Source organism: Bradyrhizobium sp. OAE829 (genome assembly GCF_040546575.1).
Taxonomy (GTDB): Bacteria; Pseudomonadota; Alphaproteobacteria; order Rhizobiales; family Xanthobacteraceae; genus Bradyrhizobium.
On the sequence record NZ_JBEPOE010000001.1, the window covers coordinates 433,957 to 451,194 of the forward strand.

The following is a 17,238-nucleotide window of genomic DNA, read 5'->3' on the forward strand; positions in this document are numbered from 1 at the left end:
CTAATGAGCAGGGAGCCCGCTGCGGCCTGCGTACGCAGGGGCGACAGCTTAACGGGAGAGATTCCGGAGGAACAAATCCGGGACATGCGCATTGTTCAGCCAGCATCACGCATCGATTTGGAGTTACGCGTGATGACCGCGGACGCATTTGAACTCCGCCGCTTTGTACAACAGCATTTCCTTGGCCGTATATCGTCTGTGATGTTCGATCCCGGCTACCGCAATCATCTGGCGCTCATCGCGGACGGCTATGATGTCAGCGTATTCCTCGACGATGAGCTGCAGGACGGCTGCATTACCGCGGACCCCGATGAGGGTTTCGTCCAGCGGCGTGCATTTCTCAGATCGTCAGGGATTACCGACATGCGCCGCGGCTCCGTGTCGATCAGGATATCGAAGAAATCTGCAGGGCGGATTGAGTCGAAGGCGTAATCCGCCGCCTTGGCTGATACGAAACGGCGGATGACAGCTTCGGCCGATCCGCGCGACCTCACCGCCTTGCGCGAGACGTCCCATCGGCCGCTTGCTTGCGCAACTCACTTCCGGTGACATCGCTAGTATGCCATACGCAAGACATGTCCCCTTTGAAGCCCCCGGCCACCTACGACGATTTTTCCCGTCTCGACATCCGGATCGGCAAGGTCGTGGACATCCAGCCGTTCCCCCGCGCGCGCAATCCCTCCTTCAAGGTCGGCGTCGACGTCGGCGCTGACAGGATCATGTGGTCGAGCGCGCAGATCACAAACTATGAGCCCGCAGCCCTGCTCGGCTCGCTGGTCGTCTGCGTCTGCAATCTGGGTGCGAAGAACATCGCGGGCTTCACCTCCGAACTCTTGATCCTGGGCGCAAAGGACGCCGAAGGCAGCGTCATCGTCCTCGGCCCGCGCAGCGAGGTGGCGATCGGCGAGCCTGTGTTTTGAGTGGTCCGAAGTACAAGTAGCCCGGATAAGCAGCGACATCCGGGACCGCGTCAACACCCCCCGGATTGCGCTGCGCTCCATCCCGGCTACATTCGATTTCATGACCGTGATCTCCATCCAGTCCCAGGTCGCTTACGGCCATGTCGGCAACTCTGCCGCGGTGTTTCCGATGCAGATGCATGGCATCGACGTCATTGCGGTGCCGACGACGTTGCTGAGCAACCGGCCGGGCTATCCAACCATCCGCGGCCGGGTGCTGGAGGCGCAATTGGTCGCTGATCTCCTGCTCGGGATCGAGGAGCGCGGGGCGGTCGACACCTGTCAGATGATCCTGTCGGGCTATCTCGGCTCGGCTGACAATGCCGCCGTCGTCGCCGACTTCGTCGCGCGCGCCAAAGCCCGCAACCCGGCCCTCTGCTATGTCTGCGATCCCGTGCTCGGCGATCGCGACCGCGGCCTGTTCGTGAAAGCCGACATCCCGCCGCTGGTGCGCGACCGGCTATGCGGCCTCGCCGACATCATCACGCCCAATCATTTCGAGTTCGAATGGCTGTGCGGGGCGAAGGCCACGACGTCTGCCCAGATGCTGGATGCGGCGCGCGGACTGATGGCGCGCGGTCCATCGACGGTTGTCGTCACGTCGGCCGAATTGCCTGACACGCCTGATGGAGAGATCGAGACCCTCGCCATCGAGCGGACAAGCGCCTGGCGCGTGCGCACGCCGAAACTGCCCGTCAGCCCGAATGGCACCGGCGATCTGTTCGCCGCGCTCTTCACCTCCGCGCGCGTTCAGAACAGAGCCACTCCGGAAGCGCTCGGCCACGCGGCGTCGGCCATATCAGCCGTGCTGGAGCGCACCGCGGCGCGCGGCACCGAGGAAATGCGGATTGTCGAGAGCGCGGAGCTGCTCGTCCACCCGAAGCGGCGGTTCGAGGCGGTCGCTTTCGGCGGATCGCAGGTTCAAACCTCAACCGGTCTGGCGTGATGTGAGTCACGGAACTCGCGTTCGGCGCGAGACATGCTCCAGATCACAGAACGGGACGCGGTGGTCGCGCACCCCCTGCCACAGGGAGAACTGCCATGAACGCCGACAAAGCTGTGAATGCGAAGATCGATGCGCTCTCCGACAAGGACCTCAACGCCGTGTCGGGCGGCAAGCAACGCGTGCAGGTGACCAAGGAACAGTACGAACAGATCCTCGCAGTCAAGATTATGTTCGCCAATTTGAAGTGAGCCCGACACAGGGATCGAATGACGGCCGCCCACCTCTTCCGCATGCGGAAGGGGTGGGGCAGCGGATGCCTATCGCCCCGCTGTTGTGCTACTCCAAAGACGGCGGAATCCGCCGTACTCGCTGGAGAAGACATGAGCCGTTTCTGGAGCCGCCTGACGCACGACCTGAAACCCTACGTGCCGGGCGAACAGCCCCGCATCGCGGATCTGGTCAAGCTCAACACCAATGAAAGCCCGCTGGGCCCTTCCCCGCGCGTGCTGGAAGCCATCCGTGGCGAGGCCGCCGATAGCTTGCGCCTCTATCCGGACCCGCAGGCGTCAGCGCTGTGCTCGGCGCTCGCCGCCTACCACAAGGTACGCCCCGAGCAGGTGTTCGTCGGCAACGGCTCGGACGAGGTGCTGGCCCACGCCTTCGCTGCCCTCCTGAAGCACGATGCGCCGCTGCTATTCCCCGACATCACCTACAGCTTCTACCCGGTCTATTGCCGCCTGTTCGGCATCGCCTATGAGGCCGTGCCGCTCGATGATGCGATGCGGATCCGGCTCGCCGATTATCGCCGCACCGCCGGCGCGATCATCGTGCCCAATCCGAATGCGCCGACCGGGGTGGCGCTGTCGCGGGCCGAAATTGCTTCCTTGCTGGAGCAGCATCCCGACGCGCCCGTCGTGATCGACGAGGCCTATGTCGATTTCGGCGCCGAGACCGCGATCCCGCTGGTCGCTTCGCACCCGAACCTGCTGGTCGTGCAAACCATGTCGAAATCGAGGGCGCTCGCGGGCTTGCGCGTCGGCTATGCGATCGGCGACGCCGGGCTGATCGAGGCGCTGACGCGGGTAAAGGACAGCTTCAACTCCTATCCGCTCGGCCGCCCCGCCCAGGCCGGCGCCATCGCCGCACTGGAGGACGAAGCCTGGTTTCAGAGCAGCCGCGCAAGCGTGATCGCAGGCCGCGAGCGGCTTACCCAGGGCTTGGCCCGGCTTGGCTTCGACGTGCTGCCGTCCTCCGCCAACTTCGTGTTCGCGCTTCATCCAGCGCATCAGGGCGCGGCGCTGGCCGCAGCGCTGCGCCAGCGCGCGGTGATCGTCCGCCATTTCGCCGCGCCCCGGATATCCGACTATCTGCGGATAACCGTCGGCACCGACGGGCAAACCGACCGGTTGTTGTCGGCGCTGTCGGAAATCCTTGGGTAGCGCCTAGGCATCCGCTCAAACTTGGGCTTGTTATTGCCTTCCCATCAGCCACGGCGTAATTTCTGAGCAGCTTCAGATTCTAGCTTGCGATCGGGAGAACCCTTGCCAGCGTGGAATTTCGGCCCCGCCGAACAGGAATTTGCCGAGGCTGGCCTTGATCCCGCGCGCTGGGTCCAGGCGCTCACTTCCGTGGCCGCGGCCACCGGGAGCTTCGGCGCCGTCATGCTGCCCCTGTCGGGCGATGCCCTTCCCAACGTTCCCTATACCGAAAGTGTCTCCAGAGTGATGGAGGACTATTTCCGGGATGGCTGGCACTCGCAGGACGAGCGCATGCGCACCGTCCCGACCCTGACGCAGCGCGGGGTCGCTGACGATTTCGACGGCCACAGCGCCGATGAGATCGCCAAACATCCGTACTACCAGGAGTTCCTCGGACCGCATGGCCTGCGCTGGTACGCCGGTGTCAAGGTTGCCTGCGGCGAGGACCTGTGGGCGGTGGCGCTGCAGCGCACGATCGATCAGGGGCCGTTTTCGGCGGACGAGAAGGACGAACTGGCGCGGATATCGAGCCGTCTTTCGGCCGGCGCCGCGATCGCCCGCGCGCTGAGCGCTTCGGCCGCGTCAGGCGCGCTGGAAGCTTTTGAAATGAGCGGCACGGCGGTCGTCCTGATCAACCGCCATGGCCATGTATTCAAGGCCAATGCCCCGGCCGAACGCCTTCTGGTGGATGATATCAGGATCGTAAAGGGCCAACTGACCGCCAAGGACATTCGGGCGACGACGGCCCTGAACCGCGCCCTTCACGATTTGCTGTGGCGTCCGACCGGCGGACTTTCCGCGCCGGTCGCGCTGCCTCGTGCGACCGGCCGGCCGCTGCTTGCGTACCCGGCGCGACTTTCGAATTCGACCGCCAATGCGCTGGCGGATTGCCAGGCCATGGTCATTCTGATCGATCCCGATAGCCGATCTCCAGCGCCGGAAACGAACTTGCGTACGGTGTTTCGCCTGACCCAGGCGGAAGCCAGGCTCGCGACCCAGCTGGCGCGCGGCGAGTCCCTGGAAAACGTCGCCGATCAATTCGGGATCGGAAAGGAGACCGCGCGGAGCCAGCTCAAGAGCATCTTCGCCAAGACCGGCGTGCACCGGCAGGCCGAGCTGGTCGCGGTGCTGGCAAAGCTGCTGTAAGCACCTGCCCGACCCGCCCCGTGACCGAGGAGGCAAGCGATGACCGATACCGTCATGTTTCACGAGGGCAATCGCCGGCTGCAGGATCAGTTCGACAGCCGCCGGATTTCCGATCGTCTGGAGGAATTTTCCCGCGAGGAATTCACACCTGACGACCGGATGTTCATCGAGAACCAGCCGTACTTTTTCCTGGCGACCGCCGATGCCGAGGGCCGGCCCGATTGCTCGTTCAAGGGCGGCATGCCGGGCTTCGTGACCGTCACCGGGCCGTCCGAGCTCGCCTTCCCCGATTACGACGGCAATGGCATGTTCAAGAGCCTCGGCAATATTCTGGTGAACGCCGATGTCGGCCTGTTGTTCATTGCCATGCATGGCAGGCCGCAGCGCCTGCGGGTCAACGGCACGGCAACCGTCAGCCGCGAGGATCCACTGCTCGCCAGCACCGTCGGCGCGCAGCTGATCGTCCGCGTCGCCGCGCGCGTGATCTTTCCGAATTGTCCGCGCTACATCCCGGACATGCAGCTCAACGATCCCTCGGTTTACGCGCCGCGCGCCGGATATGAGGCGCCCGAGCCGGTATGGAAGGGCTTTGACAGCTTTAAGGATTACGTGCATCCACTCCAGCCCACCTTCAAGGGCTAGGAACAGCATGCAAGTCGCGGTCGTCGGCGCCGGAGCGGTCGGTTGCTACTATGGGGGATTGCTGCTGCGGGCAGGACATGAGGTGACGTTCATCGGCCGGCAGCCGCATGTCGACGCCATCAACGCAAACGGCCTGCTGCTCGACACCAGGACGTTCAAGGGACATCTGCCCGCCAAAGCCGCAACCGACGCCGGCGCCCTCGCCTCGCCGGATCTGGTGCTGGTGTGCGTCAAGTCGGCCGATACCGAGCAGGCCGGCCGGTCGCTGGCCGGTCGCCTGCGGCCGGAAACCTCCGTGCTTAGCCTGCAGAACGGCGTCGACAACGCGCCGCGCCTCGCCGCCATCATCGGCCACGCGGTAATTCCTGTCGTCGTCTATGTCGGCAGCGAGATGGCCGGTCCCGGCCATGTCAGGCATCACGGCGGCGGCGATCTTGCGATCGGCGCCTCCGCCGCCAGCGAAGCGCTGGCGCAAACACTGCGAGCCGCCGGTGTCGGCATTACGATATCGGATGACATCGAAGTCACGCTGTGGAGCAAGCTGATCATCAACTGCGCCTTCAACGCGCTGTCCGCCGTGGCCGGCATTTCCTACGGACCGATGCTGGAAGTCGATGGCGTCAGGGATGTCGTCGCCCGCGCGGTGCAGGAGGCGATCGCGGTCGCCCGCGCCAGCGGGGTCGCGATCCCCGACGACATCACCGGGCACATCATGAAGATCCCCGCCAACATGCCGAACCAGATGTCCTCCACCGCGCAGGATCTGGCGCGCGGCAAGCCCAGCGAGATCGACTTTCTCAACGGCTATGTGGTGCGCAAGGGCGCTGAACTCGGCATTCCCACGCCGACCAATCAGGCGCTGCAGGTGATGGTGAAGCTGGCGGAGCGCGGCAAGGAATTGTCCGAGAGACGGACGTAGCGTTCCCGTAACGTCATATCGCCTCGCGATCGATTTTCCGCAGGCGGCCGATTGCCGAGCTAGCTGGTAGCCCCGGCGTCGTGCCGGGAGGCGGAGAAACTCTCCCAGGTCACCATGAACATCGCTGCAATCACCGGGCCGATCACAAAGCCGTTCAAGCCGAACACTTCAATGCCGCCGAGCGTCGAAATCAGCACGACATAGTCGGGCAGCTTGGCGTCTTTCCCGATCAGGAATGGACGGAGGAGATTGTCCACCAATCCGATGACGAGCACCCCGTACACGATCAGGGCAACGCCCTGCCACACGGCGCCGCTGGCCAACAGGTAGATTGCAACAGGCACCCAGACGAGGCCGGATCCGATGGCCGGCAGGAGGGACAGGAAGGCCATCAACACCGCCCACAACAACGGCGCGTGAATCCCCAGAAACCAGAACGCCAGCCCGCCAAGCGTGCCCTGGGCGATGGCAACCAGGATGCCTCCTTTCACCGTCGCGCGGACGACATCGGCGAATCTGCCGAACAGTGCCGCCTTTTGATCGGCGCGAAGTGGAACGACCCGCTTGATCCGATCAGCCAGCGCTTTGCCGTCACGCAACAGAAAAAACAAAAGATACAGCATGATGCCGAGGCCAATCAGGAAGTCGAACGTGTTCATGCCGATGCTGAGCGCCTGAGGCGCCAGGACCTGTCCACCCTTCATCGCGCCGGATGCCAGCCAGTCGCGAACGGCCGGGAGATTGTTCAGGTTGAAGCGATCAAGCAAACCTGTGGCCCAGGCCGGCAGTGCATCGAATATCCGCTGAATGTAGCGGGCGAAGTCATACTCTCCGGACTGGACCTTGGCGTAAAGGTTGGAGGCTTCCTGAGTCAGGGAGGCCGCGATCATCGCCAGGGGTAAAATGACCATTGCGATGATGATCAGGACCGTAACCAGGGCAGCGATCCCTGGTCTCTCGCCCGTCCTGACCAGCAGCTTCCGATTGAGCGGCGCAAAAATGACGGCGGCGGCGGTGGCCCAGAGAATAGCGCCGTAAAATGGTTGCAGAATCCAGCCAAACGCGATGCTGACCACGAGCAACAACAGCAGAAAACTTTGATCCTCAATCCTGCGCACCGCCGGTCTCCTTGTGGCTTCACCGCACTGCCGCGGCAATGAACCGGACGGCACTTCTCGAACATCGCGGATAGAACTTTTGACGGGCTCAATCGTTGCCTCCTCGAGCGCCCTGATGACGACGTGCATTATTCCGGATCATTTGAATGGTCACGCAAAACCCGCTATGATCCGGCACGGATCGGTGTCGTCCTCCATCGTGCAGAGGCCGTCATGACGACAATCACCCGACGCCTGTTCCTCTCGCTAGCGGCTGCCCTTGCGCCAGGCGCTGCGGCCGCCCATCACGGCTGGGGCGGATACGACACCTCGAAATCTTTCACTGTGACCGGCAAGATCCTGAAATCGACCTTCGGGAACCCGCACTGCGAGATCGAGATGGAGGATGGCGGCAAGCATTGGCACTTCGTGCTGGCGCCGCCTTCGCGCATGCAGGCGCGCGGCATCACGTCGGACATGATCGCGCCCGGCAAGACCTGCACCGTGTTCGGCTATCCCCACACCAGCAAGCCGGACGAAGCGCGCATCGAATACGTCATTCTCGACGGCAAGCGCATCGAATTGCGATAAGCCCGCGTGGAACAGCACCCCGCCGCGTCGATCTTCCTTGCCTTGCAGGAAAGCGCGCTGGGTCATCTGATGCGCTCGTCGCCCGCGCTTTATCCCGCGGTCGAAATCCTGCACATCCTCGGCTTCGTCGTGCTGGTGGGGTCGATCCTGGCACTCGATTTGAGACTGCTCGGATGGGGGCGTGCAATCCCGATCGGGCCGATGGCGAAATTGCTGCTGCCGTTGTCGCGCATCGGCTTTGTGCTGGCGGTCAGCATGGGCTTCCTGTTGTTCAGCGCTGATGCCTCGCACGTGGTGCGCAACCCGGCGTTCCAGGCCAAGCTGTTGCTGATCGCCGCCGCCCTGGTCAACGTCGTGATCGCCCATGCCGGCCCGTGGCGGCGCGTGGCGCTCTGGCACGATGAAGCCCCCGCCGGCGCCAAGGTTACCGCGCTGGTGTCGCTGCTGCTGTGGCTCGGCGCCGTCTGCGCCGGGCGTCTGATCGCTTATCTTTGACGTACATTCTCTGAAAGGGGTCGCCGCCATGCGCCGCAACGGTTTCGCCATCGTCGCCCTTGTCCTCGGCATTGCCGCCGCGGCGGACATCGCGCGCGCCGACGACGCTGCATGGTCCGCCTTGCGCGCGGGCGGTCATGTCGCGCTGATGCGCCATGCCGATGCGCCGGGTGGCGTCGGCGATCCGCCGGGGTTTCGCATCGATGACTGCGCCACCCAGCGCAACCTCAGCGCCAAGGGCCGCGCCGACGCCAAAAGGATCGGCGCGCGGCTCAAGTCGGAGGGGATCGCAGTCGATCAAATCCTCGCCTCGCCATGGTGTCGCTGCATCGACACGGCAACTCTGCTGGAACTGGGACCGGTCGAAGCCGCGCCGACATTCGGCAATGTGGTCGTGCTGCGCGATCAGACAGAGGCTTTGACCGCCGGGGCCCGCGCGGTGATCGGCAAATGGACCGGCCGTGGAAGCCTTCTGGTCGTGACGCACGGCGCGAACATTCTGGCTCTCACCAGCATCTCGCCGGCAAGCGGTGAGATCGTGGTGGTCCGAAGCGGAAGCGCCGCCGGCATCGAGCCTGTCGGCCGTCTGCTGCTCGATTGACGTGCAGCGACCGCCTGTTCCTGTCCCCTACTGCACCACGTCGAGTTTGACATTGGTGAGGCCTTTTCCGACCATTCCGAGCGCGTCCGCCGCGGAATAGGAAACGTCGACGACACGCCCCGGAACGTAGGGACCGCGGTCATTGACCCGCACCGTCACGGACTTGCCGCTCGAGACATCCGTCACGCGCAGCTTGGTGCCGAACGGCAATGTCGGATGCGCCGCGGTCATGTCCATCGTGTTGAATCTTTCACCGCTCGCGGTCTTGGTGCCCTCGGTGTAGAAGCTCGCCACCCCATGCGAGGCCGTCGTCCTGGGCTTGCCTGCATCTTTGCGCGACGCGAGCCGGGTGTACTTTCTTGTCGCCGCCACGCGCCTCTTGATCATGGGGGACGACATTCGATCATGGTCCAGCGACGCCACCCGGCTGGCGCGAAGTTCGGATTTCGGGCTGACGCCCGTGGTCTGGGAACATGCCGCCAGCGATGCTGCTGCCACGCCAACGGCCAGCAGCCGAATGACTTTCCCCACGGCCGGCATCAAAGGCGGTGCCTGGCGCTGAGTGCGGTTCGTTCCGATGTCGACGTACGAAGTAGCAGCGCGGTCGATGGACATGTTGCGATCCCCAACTTGCGCCCCAGCCCAAGCCGAAAACCAGCACGGCCTATCGTCCGAATCCAATCGGGGCGGAACCGGGGCCGGAAAACGTCAGACCCGGCCCCGCCAGCGCAATTCCGTTGGGGTGTGGTGATTGGGTCACAGCTCTCGTGGGTGTCGCAGGCGGGATGTGCGATCAGCGCAGCGTCATCCGCCGCCTTGGATGATCGCTGACGCCGAATTGCTCCGGAGCCTGTCATCGGGCTGCGCTTTGCGCGGACCCGTTGGGCGCTACCGCCTTACCCCGTCCTACTTCAGCTCGTCCGCCGTGAAAAACTTGCTGCCGTCGAAAAAGCGGTTCGGCCGATTGAAAACGGAGATGAAAGTCGCCCCGTTGGGCGAATGCGCGACGTGGATGTTGCCGCCAGGCCGCCACACGAAGTCACCCGCGCCGCAACTGCCCTCGGCATCTTCCAGCGATCCTTCGAGCATAAAAGTCTGTTCGAGCGCGGTGTGCTCGTGCAGCGGCACGACCGCGCCGGGCGCCATCTTGAACAGGATGGTCGAGCGTCCTTCGTCGTCCCTGTAGAGGATCTTCATCTGAATTCCGTCGAAGTCCGTCGGCTGCCAGGGCATCGACGATGCCGCGACGAAGGTCGAGCGCAGTTCGGGCGGGTTGACGGGCACGGGCTTGTTCATGGCTGCTTCTCCGTGTTGCCAATCGTAATCAGGATATCTCGTAGACCGACACCTTGTCCGCGATCCCGCTCAACGCCACGCTTCTGGGTACTGGCGTTAGCCCCTTGGTTTCGAGCAACGACCGCGCTTTCGCGCTCTCCACCACAGATTCCGTCACCACGATCGAGCGTGACGCCGCAAGGCCCTGGACCCGCGAGGCGACGTTCACCGGCAGGGCCGCAAACAAGGTCCCGGTTCGCTCATGCGCCGATGCTACCTGAAAGAAGGCGACGCGAACACCCGCTAAGCGATCCCTTTCCAAAGCACTCCTGACGTCAAAAAAATCGTCATTGCGAGCGACCGGCCTTGGCGTAGCCCAACGGGCGAAGGCCGAAGCAATTTTCCACAACGTGATCGGGATCACGGCCGAGCCCGTGCTCCTGGACGAGGCTGCCGCACGTGGATGCAATCCCCTACGTCAACCCGCAAGGAGAACGCCATGACGTGCGATCACGATACAAAGGTGCAGGAGCTGGCCCCCGAACAGCTCGAACGCGTGGCGGGTGGATTCCTGATCCAGGAGATGATGGCCAACCTGAAGCTGATGGGCGAGATCCTCTCCAACGTCAGCAAGACGCGCTCCGAGATCAGCATGACCTTTGCGCGCAATTCGCGGGCGTAAGTCATCGCCAGCTCCTCCGCTACGCCTCATCCCTGCGTAAGCGAATCCCTGGAGGGGATCGGCAATCACGCTTGCTTGAAGCTCGAACCGGAAGTCAACGACGTGCCACCAAGAGAAAAGGCCGGCGGGCGTTACGCCACCGGCCTCTCTTGCAACTGCCGGCTCGGGTCCGGTTCCGCTGCGATCCCATGGCGGAAATCCTGCGCGAGTTTGGTTAATCGAACGTTAACAGAATCAGAGTGATGTGAATCACGGAACCGCACGATTCGTCCAGGTAGGTTTGCTGTCACGTTGCGGGACATGCCCGTAATTCCCCGTCGGGATTCTACCGGAATATCCCGCGGAATCCGCCGCTGCTATTTTTGAAGATGCAGATTCGATTCGCTTTGTGAAGGAGACCAAGATGGCCCAGGTCTATTTCCACTGCTCCAGTTCCCGCGAAGTTCGCGTCGATCAGTTCGGCGCGGTTGTGAGCAACCTCGCCGAGGCGCGCGACCGCGCCGCCTGCGTGGTGCGATCGCTGATCATGGAAAAAAGCGCGGAAGACTGGCGCGACTGGGTCGTGCATGTCAGCGACGATTTCGACGACGAGATCTTCGAAATCTCCTTCTCGTCCGTTCTCGGCAAGCCGAACTGAGCATTGTCATGAGCACCGCGCAAATCACCAGGCCGCTGTTCCACCGCCTCGACCGAATCGTCACGGGCTGGTATCGCCTGGTCAACCGCGCATTCGACGGCTACCGGCCCGAGCGGCATTACATGCGCGGCCCGGGGCCGAAATGGTACGCCAAGCATGGCGCGGCAGCCGCTGCGGCCATCTGACTTAGCCGCTCAATACGGCGGCGCCTTCTTCGCCCGCTGCGCCTTGGCCGCTTCCACCCACCACGCCAGATCATCCGCAAAGCGGCGGAACGCCCGCTCCAGCGCCTTGCCGGCCTCGTCGGTCGGCTTGCCGTCGTCGGAGAGGGTTTGCGCGATCGGCCCGACCCCGATCGTGGAAGAGATCACCACCATGCCCATCTCGGAGAGCGTGCCGTGCCAGGCGGTCGCGGCGCGGGCGCCGGAGAGACGGCCGGCCGAATAGCTGACGATGGCGGCCGGGCGCCAGAACCACTCTTCGAGAAAATGGTCGGTGAGGTTTTTCAGGCCGGGCTGCATGCCCCAATTGTATTCGCCGGTGATGAAGACAAAGCCATCGGCACCGCGGATCTTTCCCGCGAGCTCTTCGAGCACCGCCGGCGCCTGGCCTTTCGGATGCTCCTTGTACATCCGGTCCAGCATTGGCAGGCCGACCGCCTTGGCGTCGATCAGTTCGACATCGTCGCCGCGGCCGCGCAGGCCTTCGACGATGAACTGGGCGAGACGGATGCCCATGCGGTCAGAGCGATAGGAGCCGTAGAGGACCAGAATGCGATGGGTCATGGTGGCGGCAGGCTAGCACGACTGCCGTGTGTGCGCGAGCCGGCGTCAGCAGCACCGGGTTCAGCTAAACCAGGTATCGCCCGTGCGATCCAGACGATGCTCGTTCCTGGGCATCGTCAGGCCGCGATAGAAACCGATCATGCCCCAGACGAAGAAGCCGAGTATCAGCGTCACGCCGATGTATCGAGCTATGTTTTCCATGCCCTTTTGTCGCGGTGGATGGAAAAGGGTTCACGGCCTCCTCCCGTCGTCGCCGGCCCCTGAACTCCCGGCGGGCCCGCACGACCAATGGACTTGCCAGACTCGCCACCCACTGGATCCATGCCCATGTCGCCGCTGCTCCGCACCACTGTCGTCTCACTCCTCGCTGTCTATCTGACGTGGTCGATCGTCAACGAACTCCGCGCCGGAAGTTTGAAAAGCCGCGGCATGGTCATCGACGCCAAGGAAAATCCCGGCGGATTCTATGCCATCCAGTTCTGCAAGGCCTGTTTCGTCAGCTTCGCGTTCGCCGCGCTGTTGCACGCGCTCGGACTGATCGGCGATCCCTATATCTGGACCCGGCAGACTTTCTCGTCGCTGGCGCCGAGATAGCGGCATCCAGCGACCGACATGGCTGTCAGCTCTGATGCGGTCCCCGCATCATCTTCATGGCGTCTTCGATATGGCGCCACTCGCTGGCCTCCTCGGCCTCGCCCTTGCGCTCGCAGGCGACGGCGTTCTGCGCCGCCTGGGCGATCGCCGCCGGCCCATGCTTCTCGAGCATCTGCCGCGCGATGGTGTGGATTTGCATCTCGGATGTCATGTCGCGCTCCCTGAGGTTGGCGCCGCAGCAGCCGGTTCCCCTGCAGGGCTGCGGCCTGTTGTGAGAACCGCTGAACCGGCCCGCTCGTTCCACGCCGGGCACCCCTCATCCGGGTTCCGCCTCAGATTTCTCCGAGCTCCGGCGGTTCGAACCAGTTGGTCAGCGACAGGCCGCCGTCGATCGTGATCGCCGAGCCCGTGACATAGGCCGATACCCGGTTCGACAGCATCGCCAGCGCCATTGGTGCGAGGTCGCCGGCTTCCCCGAGACGGCCGAGCGGAATGTGTTTTGCCAGCGACGGATCGGCAACAAAACCGCCGGCGGCAATCGCGCCGGGCACCAGCGCATTGACGCGGATGCCGTAGCGACCGAACGTTTTGGCGAGCTCCTTCACCAGCATCGCCATGCCGGCCTTGGCGGTCGAATAATGCGGCAGATTGCGCGGCGTGCCTGAATGCAGCGAGGTCAGCAGCAGGAACGAGCCGGGCTGCTTCGCCGCGATCAGCCCCCGCGCCAGTTCGCGCGAAAGGTGAAAGCCGGCCTCGAGATTGACCGCATGCATCTGCGCCCAGGTCTCAGTGCTGACGGCCATGGCATGATCGGCCTCCCGCCGCGGCGGCGAGGCGCTGTGCACGAAATGGGTCACCCGCCCGACGGCGGATTGCGCCTGCTTCAGCAGCGTTTCGCGCGCGGCAGAGTTGGCGAGATCGCCGACCCACGGCACGGCCAGTTCCGGCCGCGGCGAAGCCTTGATCGCAGCCGCGACCCGCTCCTCGCTGATATCGGCGAAAACGGTCCGCACGCCCTCGCCGACCAGCGCCTGCGCAATGGCCCGCCCAATGCCGTTGCCGGCGCCGGTCACCAGCGCCGCCTCGCGGGCGGGGTCGAATGGATTGCTCAACAGGCTCATGGCGGCCGTCCCCTCGGTGTGACACACGTCGCGCGTCATCCTAACACGATGGCGGCAGGATCAGCCGAGAGCGAAAACGCAAAGGCCCGGACGGGGCGTCCGGGCCTCCAAATCAGACCTTCCGTGCAGTTATCTCTTCTTGGCATCCGGCTTGTCGAACGTATTGGTCGCGGCCCGGCGTTCCCATTCTTCGCGCGTGATTTCATAGCGCACGCCGCCCGACACGATATCAAGCTCGTTTTCGGCGAGTTCATTGCGGGCAGCGAAGCGTTCGATCTGGATCGTCATGGCAATCTCCTTGGGGTGCGGGGCGCGACCATCGCGTCCTCTGTTCGTGATCAGGAGAATGCCGCCTTTCAGAGCCGGACGCTGTTACCCAGGGAACAGGCCGGCCGCCTTTCGCAAGCGGCCGACGAGGCTGGCAAAACCGCAAATTTTCTTTGGGAACCCGGCTGCAAAACACAAGCGGCGGATGCCATAGTCCGGTCAATTGCCGCAAATCGGCGTCATACCGGCAAAGACCCATGGGAGAGACAATGGCCTTGAAGGAATCTCACGTCGCGGGTGTTTCCACCACCGTCCGCGACGTCACACTCGGCCAGTTGCTGGAGCAGGCCGCACGCTCGGCGCCGGACCGGCTCGCGCTGATTGCGGGTGTCCCCGACCCTGCGGCGCGGCGCCAGTGGACGTATGCGGAACTTCACACCGAGGCGCAGCGCACGGCGCGCGCCCTGCTCCGCCGCTTCAAGCCGGGCGAGCGGATCGCCGTCTGGGCGTATAATTTGCCGGAATGGGTGATGATGGAGTTCGGCGCCGCGATGGCCGGGATGGTGCTGGTCACCGTCAATCCGGGTTTTCGGGCCAACGAGGTCGAATATGTGCTGAAGCAGTCCCGCGCGGCCGGCGTCTTCGTGGTGCCGGCGTTCCGCGGCAATCCGATGCTGGAAACCCTGCATCAGGTCGCGCCGCGCTGCCCGGAATTGCGCGAGGTCATCTCGTTCGACGACTGGGATACCTTCATCGCCCCCGGCGACGACCACAGTATCGCACTGCCGGACGTCAAGCCGACCGATCCGGTGATGATCCAGTACACGTCAGGCACAACAGGATTCCCAAAGGGCGCGCTGCTGCATCACCGCGGGCTTGCCAATAACGGCGCCGATACCGCCGTGCAGATGGGGGTCGAGCCCGGCGACGTCTTCATCACCACGATGCCGTTGTTCCACACCGGCGGATGCGTCTGCTGCGTGCTCGGCGCGGTGTCGCGCGTGGCAACCCAAGTGCTGATCGAAGCGTTCGAGCCGGGCCTCGTGCTGGAAATGTTTGCGACCTATCGTGGCAACGCCATGGTGGGCGTTCCCACCATGCTGGTGGCGATGCTGGAGCATCCCTCCTTCGCCACGACAGACCTGTCGTCGGTCAAGGCGATCTGCTCGGGCGGTTCGACCGTGCCGGCCGCACTGGTGACGCGGTTCGAAAAAGAACTCGGCGCGCCCTTCACCATCGTGTTCGGCCAGACCGAATGCTCGCCGGTGGCGGCGATGACCAAGACGTCAGACACCATCGCGGACAAGGCCGGCACCATCGGCCTGCCGCTGCCAAACATGGAGAACAAGATCGTCAATCCCGACACCGGCAAGACCGTGCCGATTGGCGAGATCGGCGAGTTCTGCACGCGCGGCTACCACGTCATGCTCGGCTATTTCGAGATGCCGGACGCCACGGCCGCTTCCATCGACGCCGATGGCTGGCTGCATACCGGCGACCTCTGCGCGATGGACGCCCGCGGCTACTGCACCGTCGAGGGCCGGCTCAAGGACATGATCATCCGCGGCGGCGAGAACATCTATCCGCGCGAACTTGAGGAACTGCTGTTCCGCCATCCCAAGATCAGCGAGATCGCCGTGGTCGGACTGCCGCACGAAAAATGGGGCGAGGAAGTCGCCGCCTTCATCCGCCCGGCGCAAGGTGCCGTGATCGACAAGGAGGAACTGTCCGCCTACATGCGGGCCTCGCTGGCCCCGCACAAGACGCCCAAACATTGGTTCGTGGTCGAGGCGTTTCCGCTGACGGGCTCCGGCAAGATCCAGAAGTTCAAGTTGCGCGAGATCTGGGCAAAGGGCGAACTGACGGCGCTTTGATGCGCCAGACGCTTTTCGAAGGTTGTGCGGGGCTGCCGTCGGCGCTAGCCTCGCCAAAACCGGAAAAGCCTAGAGGACAAAACCGGAAAAGCCTAAGGAAGAGTGTCAGGGAGAGGTCATGATGCGCGGTGCTACGTTGCTTGTCGGTTTGGTTTTCGTTGCGACGGCGGCGCATGCCGGCCCTCGCTCGGAATATGTGACGCTGATGTTGCAGGCGTTCGCGGCCAAGGTGGAATGCCCCGGCACGGACGTCGTCTATCAGGATCTGGTGCAGAAGGCCCAGGAGATGCAGCAGCCGGATGGCACCACCGAGCAAGTCCGAAAGGCCATTGCGTACGTGCATACCGGCGGAAAAATGGGTGAGCGCCCGGATGACCTGCTCTTGCAGGAGGTCGCCATCGCGACGAGGACGACGGACCTCGACCAGCGGCGCGTCGGCATGTCGACCTGGTGCGAGACCCAGAAGGGCAGGCTTGCAGGCTTTATCCGCGCCAAGAACTAGCAACCGTTTCGCAAGGACGGTGGCACGGCCTGATTCACCGCGCTGGCTGGCGCATCACGCTTATCCGTAACCGCCGCTTACACGGATCCGTCGGCGCGTATCACGTCTCCTTGTAGACGTCTTTCAACTTGTAGACGTCTTTCAACCGGCACCAAAACGGCCTAACCTCCTTCCTCACAGTCGGCGGGAGCCCCCATGCAAACCCGCGTCAGAAAGACCGCGCACGTCCTGGAGCGCCTTGGCCTTGCGATGGCCGGCGCTGCAAGCGGATTGTTTGTGGCTGCACTCGTCGGCACCAGCATCCCGCAGTTCACGTCACAGGCTTTCCTGCTTTTGATGATGCTCGGCGGCGCAGTCGGATTCTATCTGGGCATCGACACCCCGCAACGTCCCTTCTACACCGATGGCAAGCCGACGGACGGGCATTGGGATGGCAAGATCGACGCGCCGGAACTGCTCAGCGCGGTCGGCACGTTCCTCGCCGCGGCCGCAGCCTTTGCCTCCGTCTGCGTGATCGTGCTGCGTCACGATCCGCACCTCGCCTGGACCTGGATGATCATGCTCGGCTGGGTCGTGGGAATTACCATGCAGACCGTTGCCGGCGCGATTGCACGCCGCCGGCGGTGA

General features: G+C 63.8%; 27 protein-coding genes. 18 read left to right on the forward strand and 9 right to left on the reverse strand.

The features are described 5' to 3' along the window. The first annotated feature begins 84 nt into the window (after positions 1-84). From ABIE49_RS01900 to ABIE49_RS01935, 8 genes are all read left to right on the forward strand, one after another. Positions 85-432, forward strand: a complete 348-nt coding sequence (locus tag ABIE49_RS01900) for a hypothetical protein (protein ID WP_192739770.1) — start codon at positions 85-87, stop codon at positions 430-432. A 143-nt stretch (positions 433-575) separates the two neighbouring features. Continuing rightward, a complete protein-coding gene (locus ABIE49_RS01905; RefSeq protein ID WP_192739769.1) occupies positions 576-920 on the forward strand; it encodes a tRNA-binding protein in 345 nt (114 codons plus the stop codon). A 100-nt stretch (positions 921-1,020) separates the two neighbouring features. Next, on the forward strand, positions 1,021-1,905 hold the full coding sequence (gene pdxY / locus ABIE49_RS01910; protein WP_192739768.1) for a pyridoxal kinase PdxY: 885 nt from the start codon (positions 1,021-1,023) through the stop codon (positions 1,903-1,905). A gap of 95 nt (positions 1,906-2,000) precedes the next feature. Then, positions 2,001-2,153, forward strand: coding sequence for a hypothetical protein (locus tag ABIE49_RS01915; protein WP_192739767.1), 153 nt, complete (start codon positions 2,001-2,003; stop codon positions 2,151-2,153). Positions 2,154-2,285: 132 nt separating this feature from the next. Further along, on the forward strand, positions 2,286-3,344 hold the full coding sequence (gene hisC / locus ABIE49_RS01920) for a histidinol-phosphate transaminase (protein ID WP_192739766.1): 1,059 nt from the start codon (positions 2,286-2,288) through the stop codon (positions 3,342-3,344). A gap of 102 nt (positions 3,345-3,446) precedes the next feature. Next, positions 3,447-4,529, forward strand: coding sequence for a helix-turn-helix transcriptional regulator (locus tag ABIE49_RS01925; protein ID WP_192739765.1), 1,083 nt, complete (start codon positions 3,447-3,449; stop codon positions 4,527-4,529). A 39-nt stretch (positions 4,530-4,568) separates the two neighbouring features. After that, the gene (locus tag ABIE49_RS01930; RefSeq protein WP_210337519.1) at positions 4,569-5,171 is read left to right on the forward strand and encodes a pyridoxamine 5'-phosphate oxidase family protein; all 603 of its coding nucleotides are present in this window, start codon (positions 4,569-4,571) and stop codon (positions 5,169-5,171) included. A gap of 7 nt (positions 5,172-5,178) precedes the next feature. Further along, positions 5,179-6,090: a ketopantoate reductase family protein gene (locus tag ABIE49_RS01935; RefSeq protein WP_192739764.1), complete on the forward strand. Its 912-nt coding sequence runs from the start codon at positions 5,179-5,181 to the stop codon at positions 6,088-6,090. 59 nt (positions 6,091-6,149) lie between these two features. Here the strand turns inward: ABIE49_RS01935 and ABIE49_RS01940 are convergent, their stop codons facing one another. Beyond that, positions 6,150-7,208, reverse strand: a complete 1,059-nt coding sequence (locus tag ABIE49_RS01940) for an AI-2E family transporter (RefSeq protein ID WP_192739874.1) — start codon at positions 7,206-7,208, stop codon at positions 6,150-6,152. A 213-nt stretch (positions 7,209-7,421) separates the two neighbouring features. Here ABIE49_RS01940 and ABIE49_RS01945 point away from each other — a divergent pair, with 213 nt between their 5' ends. From ABIE49_RS01945 to ABIE49_RS01955, 3 genes are read left to right on the forward strand one after another with little or no spacing between them, the layout of a single operon-like run. Continuing rightward, on the forward strand, positions 7,422-7,778 hold the full coding sequence (locus ABIE49_RS01945; protein ID WP_192739763.1) for a DUF6152 family protein: 357 nt from the start codon (positions 7,422-7,424) through the stop codon (positions 7,776-7,778). Between the two features lie 6 nt (positions 7,779-7,784). Further along, positions 7,785-8,273: a DUF6644 family protein gene (locus ABIE49_RS01950; protein ID WP_210337517.1), complete on the forward strand. Its 489-nt coding sequence runs from the start codon at positions 7,785-7,787 to the stop codon at positions 8,271-8,273. Between the two features lie 28 nt (positions 8,274-8,301). Next, complete coding sequence (locus ABIE49_RS01955) at positions 8,302-8,874, forward strand: histidine phosphatase family protein (RefSeq protein WP_192739762.1); 573 nt, start codon at positions 8,302-8,304, stop codon at positions 8,872-8,874. Positions 8,875-8,901: 27 nt separating this feature from the next. Here ABIE49_RS01955 and ABIE49_RS01960 read toward each other — a convergent pair whose 3' ends face one another. From ABIE49_RS01960 to ABIE49_RS01970, 3 genes are all read right to left on the reverse strand, one after another. Then, positions 8,902-9,489 (reverse strand): septal ring lytic transglycosylase RlpA family protein, encoded by a 588-nt coding sequence (locus ABIE49_RS01960; protein ID WP_192739761.1) that lies wholly within the window; start codon positions 9,487-9,489, stop codon positions 8,902-8,904. Positions 9,490-9,780: 291 nt separating this feature from the next. Continuing rightward, positions 9,781-10,170 carry a cupin domain-containing protein gene (locus tag ABIE49_RS01965; RefSeq protein WP_192739760.1) on the reverse strand — a complete coding sequence of 130 codons (390 nt, stop codon included), beginning with the start codon at positions 10,168-10,170 and terminating at the stop codon, positions 9,781-9,783. Positions 10,171-10,198: 28 nt separating this feature from the next. Further along, the gene (locus tag ABIE49_RS01970) at positions 10,199-10,573 is read right to left on the reverse strand and encodes a nucleotidyl cyclase domain-containing protein (RefSeq protein WP_192739759.1); all 375 of its coding nucleotides are present in this window, start codon (positions 10,571-10,573) and stop codon (positions 10,199-10,201) included. Positions 10,574-10,648: 75 nt separating this feature from the next. Here ABIE49_RS01970 and ABIE49_RS01975 point away from each other — a divergent pair, with 75 nt between their 5' ends. The 3 genes from ABIE49_RS01975 (at position 10,649) to ABIE49_RS01985 (ending at position 11,653) form a co-directional block, all read left to right on the forward strand. Next, positions 10,649-10,831, forward strand: coding sequence for a hypothetical protein (locus ABIE49_RS01975; RefSeq protein ID WP_192739758.1), 183 nt, complete (start codon positions 10,649-10,651; stop codon positions 10,829-10,831). Positions 10,832-11,234: 403 nt separating this feature from the next. Beyond that, positions 11,235-11,468 carry a DUF6894 family protein gene (locus ABIE49_RS01980; RefSeq protein ID WP_192739757.1) on the forward strand — a complete coding sequence of 78 codons (234 nt, stop codon included), beginning with the start codon at positions 11,235-11,237 and terminating at the stop codon, positions 11,466-11,468. A gap of 8 nt (positions 11,469-11,476) precedes the next feature. Continuing rightward, a complete protein-coding gene (locus ABIE49_RS01985; RefSeq protein ID WP_192739756.1) occupies positions 11,477-11,653 on the forward strand; it encodes a hypothetical protein in 177 nt (58 codons plus the stop codon). A 9-nt stretch (positions 11,654-11,662) separates the two neighbouring features. On the opposite strand, the gene ABIE49_RS01990 is transcribed toward ABIE49_RS01985, so the two are convergent. Together ABIE49_RS01990 and ABIE49_RS01995 are read right to left on the reverse strand one after the other, a co-directional pair. Then, positions 11,663-12,253, reverse strand: coding sequence for an NADPH-dependent FMN reductase (locus tag ABIE49_RS01990; protein WP_192739755.1), 591 nt, complete (start codon positions 12,251-12,253; stop codon positions 11,663-11,665). Positions 12,254-12,313: 60 nt separating this feature from the next. Then, positions 12,314-12,454, reverse strand: a complete 141-nt coding sequence (locus ABIE49_RS01995) for a hypothetical protein (protein WP_192739754.1) — start codon at positions 12,452-12,454, stop codon at positions 12,314-12,316. Positions 12,455-12,580: 126 nt separating this feature from the next. On the opposite strand from ABIE49_RS01995, the gene ABIE49_RS02000 reads away from it, so the two are divergent. Further along, complete coding sequence (locus ABIE49_RS02000) at positions 12,581-12,847, forward strand: hypothetical protein (protein ID WP_192739753.1); 267 nt, start codon at positions 12,581-12,583, stop codon at positions 12,845-12,847. A gap of 25 nt (positions 12,848-12,872) precedes the next feature. On the opposite strand, the gene ABIE49_RS02005 is transcribed toward ABIE49_RS02000, so the two are convergent. From ABIE49_RS02005 to ABIE49_RS02015, 3 genes are all read right to left on the reverse strand, one after another. Then, positions 12,873-13,058, reverse strand: a complete 186-nt coding sequence (locus ABIE49_RS02005) for a hypothetical protein (protein WP_192739752.1) — start codon at positions 13,056-13,058, stop codon at positions 12,873-12,875. Positions 13,059-13,179: 121 nt separating this feature from the next. Continuing rightward, positions 13,180-13,968, reverse strand: a complete 789-nt coding sequence (locus ABIE49_RS02010; RefSeq protein WP_192739751.1) for an SDR family NAD(P)-dependent oxidoreductase — start codon at positions 13,966-13,968, stop codon at positions 13,180-13,182. 129 nt (positions 13,969-14,097) lie between these two features. Continuing rightward, positions 14,098-14,256 (reverse strand): hypothetical protein, encoded by a 159-nt coding sequence (locus ABIE49_RS02015; protein WP_192739750.1) that lies wholly within the window; start codon positions 14,254-14,256, stop codon positions 14,098-14,100. Between the two features lie 248 nt (positions 14,257-14,504). On the opposite strand from ABIE49_RS02015, the gene ABIE49_RS02020 reads away from it, so the two are divergent. The 3 genes from ABIE49_RS02020 to ABIE49_RS02030 all read left to right on the forward strand — a co-directional run bounded on the left by ABIE49_RS02020 (position 14,505) and on the right by ABIE49_RS02030 (position 17,238). Beyond that, positions 14,505-16,109 carry an AMP-binding protein gene (locus ABIE49_RS02020; protein ID WP_192739749.1) on the forward strand — a complete coding sequence of 535 codons (1,605 nt, stop codon included), beginning with the start codon at positions 14,505-14,507 and terminating at the stop codon, positions 16,107-16,109. Positions 16,110-16,230: 121 nt separating this feature from the next. Continuing rightward, the gene (locus tag ABIE49_RS02025) at positions 16,231-16,611 is read left to right on the forward strand and encodes a hypothetical protein (protein ID WP_192739872.1); all 381 of its coding nucleotides are present in this window, start codon (positions 16,231-16,233) and stop codon (positions 16,609-16,611) included. Positions 16,612-16,806: 195 nt separating this feature from the next. After that, entirely contained in the window at positions 16,807-17,238 is a 432-nt protein-coding gene (locus ABIE49_RS02030) for a hypothetical protein (RefSeq protein ID WP_192739748.1), read from the forward strand.

What these genes read in the sequence shown, in the direction of transcription:
- ABIE49_RS02030 (WP_192739748.1), top strand. Translation starts at nt 16,807, where the DNA reads ATGCAAACCCGCGTCAGAAAGACCGCGCACGTCCTGGAGCGCCTTGGC.
- ABIE49_RS02015 (WP_192739750.1), bottom strand. Translation starts at nt 14,256, where the DNA reads ATGACGATCCAGATCGAACGCTTCGCTGCCCGCAATGAACTCGCCGAA.
- ABIE49_RS01975 (WP_192739758.1), top strand. Translation starts at nt 10,649, where the DNA reads ATGACGTGCGATCACGATACAAAGGTGCAGGAGCTGGCCCCCGAACAG.
- ABIE49_RS01995 (WP_192739754.1), bottom strand. Translation starts at nt 12,454, where the DNA reads ATGGAAAACATAGCTCGATACATCGGCGTGACGCTGATACTCGGCTTC.
- ABIE49_RS01960 (WP_192739761.1), bottom strand. Translation starts at nt 9,489, where the DNA reads ATGTCCATCGACCGCGCTGCTACTTCGTACGTCGACATCGGAACGAAC.
- ABIE49_RS01955 (WP_192739762.1), top strand. Translation starts at nt 8,302, where the DNA reads ATGCGCCGCAACGGTTTCGCCATCGTCGCCCTTGTCCTCGGCATTGCC.
- pdxY (WP_192739768.1), top strand. Translation starts at nt 1,021, where the DNA reads ATGACCGTGATCTCCATCCAGTCCCAGGTCGCTTACGGCCATGTCGGC.
- ABIE49_RS01965 (WP_192739760.1), bottom strand. Translation starts at nt 10,170, where the DNA reads ATGAACAAGCCCGTGCCCGTCAACCCGCCCGAACTGCGCTCGACCTTC.
- ABIE49_RS02020 (WP_192739749.1), top strand. Translation starts at nt 14,505, where the DNA reads ATGGCCTTGAAGGAATCTCACGTCGCGGGTGTTTCCACCACCGTCCGC.
- ABIE49_RS01915 (WP_192739767.1), top strand. Translation starts at nt 2,001, where the DNA reads ATGAACGCCGACAAAGCTGTGAATGCGAAGATCGATGCGCTCTCCGAC.
- ABIE49_RS01980 (WP_192739757.1), top strand. Translation starts at nt 11,235, where the DNA reads ATGGCCCAGGTCTATTTCCACTGCTCCAGTTCCCGCGAAGTTCGCGTC.
- ABIE49_RS02010 (WP_192739751.1), bottom strand. Translation starts at nt 13,968, where the DNA reads ATGAGCCTGTTGAGCAATCCATTCGACCCCGCCCGCGAGGCGGCGCTG.
- ABIE49_RS02000 (WP_192739753.1), top strand. Translation starts at nt 12,581, where the DNA reads ATGTCGCCGCTGCTCCGCACCACTGTCGTCTCACTCCTCGCTGTCTAT.
- ABIE49_RS01935 (WP_192739764.1), top strand. Translation starts at nt 5,179, where the DNA reads ATGCAAGTCGCGGTCGTCGGCGCCGGAGCGGTCGGTTGCTACTATGGG.
- ABIE49_RS02005 (WP_192739752.1), bottom strand. Translation starts at nt 13,058, where the DNA reads ATGACATCCGAGATGCAAATCCACACCATCGCGCGGCAGATGCTCGAG.
- ABIE49_RS01985 (WP_192739756.1), top strand. Translation starts at nt 11,477, where the DNA reads ATGAGCACCGCGCAAATCACCAGGCCGCTGTTCCACCGCCTCGACCGA.
- ABIE49_RS01945 (WP_192739763.1), top strand. Translation starts at nt 7,422, where the DNA reads ATGACGACAATCACCCGACGCCTGTTCCTCTCGCTAGCGGCTGCCCTT.
- ABIE49_RS02025 (WP_192739872.1), top strand. Translation starts at nt 16,231, where the DNA reads ATGCGCGGTGCTACGTTGCTTGTCGGTTTGGTTTTCGTTGCGACGGCG.
- ABIE49_RS01900 (WP_192739770.1), top strand. Translation starts at nt 85, where the DNA reads ATGCGCATTGTTCAGCCAGCATCACGCATCGATTTGGAGTTACGCGTG.
- ABIE49_RS01930 (WP_210337519.1), top strand. Translation starts at nt 4,569, where the DNA reads ATGACCGATACCGTCATGTTTCACGAGGGCAATCGCCGGCTGCAGGAT.
- hisC (WP_192739766.1), top strand. Translation starts at nt 2,286, where the DNA reads ATGAGCCGTTTCTGGAGCCGCCTGACGCACGACCTGAAACCCTACGTG.
- ABIE49_RS01905 (WP_192739769.1), top strand. Translation starts at nt 576, where the DNA reads ATGTCCCCTTTGAAGCCCCCGGCCACCTACGACGATTTTTCCCGTCTC.
- ABIE49_RS01990 (WP_192739755.1), bottom strand. Translation starts at nt 12,253, where the DNA reads ATGACCCATCGCATTCTGGTCCTCTACGGCTCCTATCGCTCTGACCGC.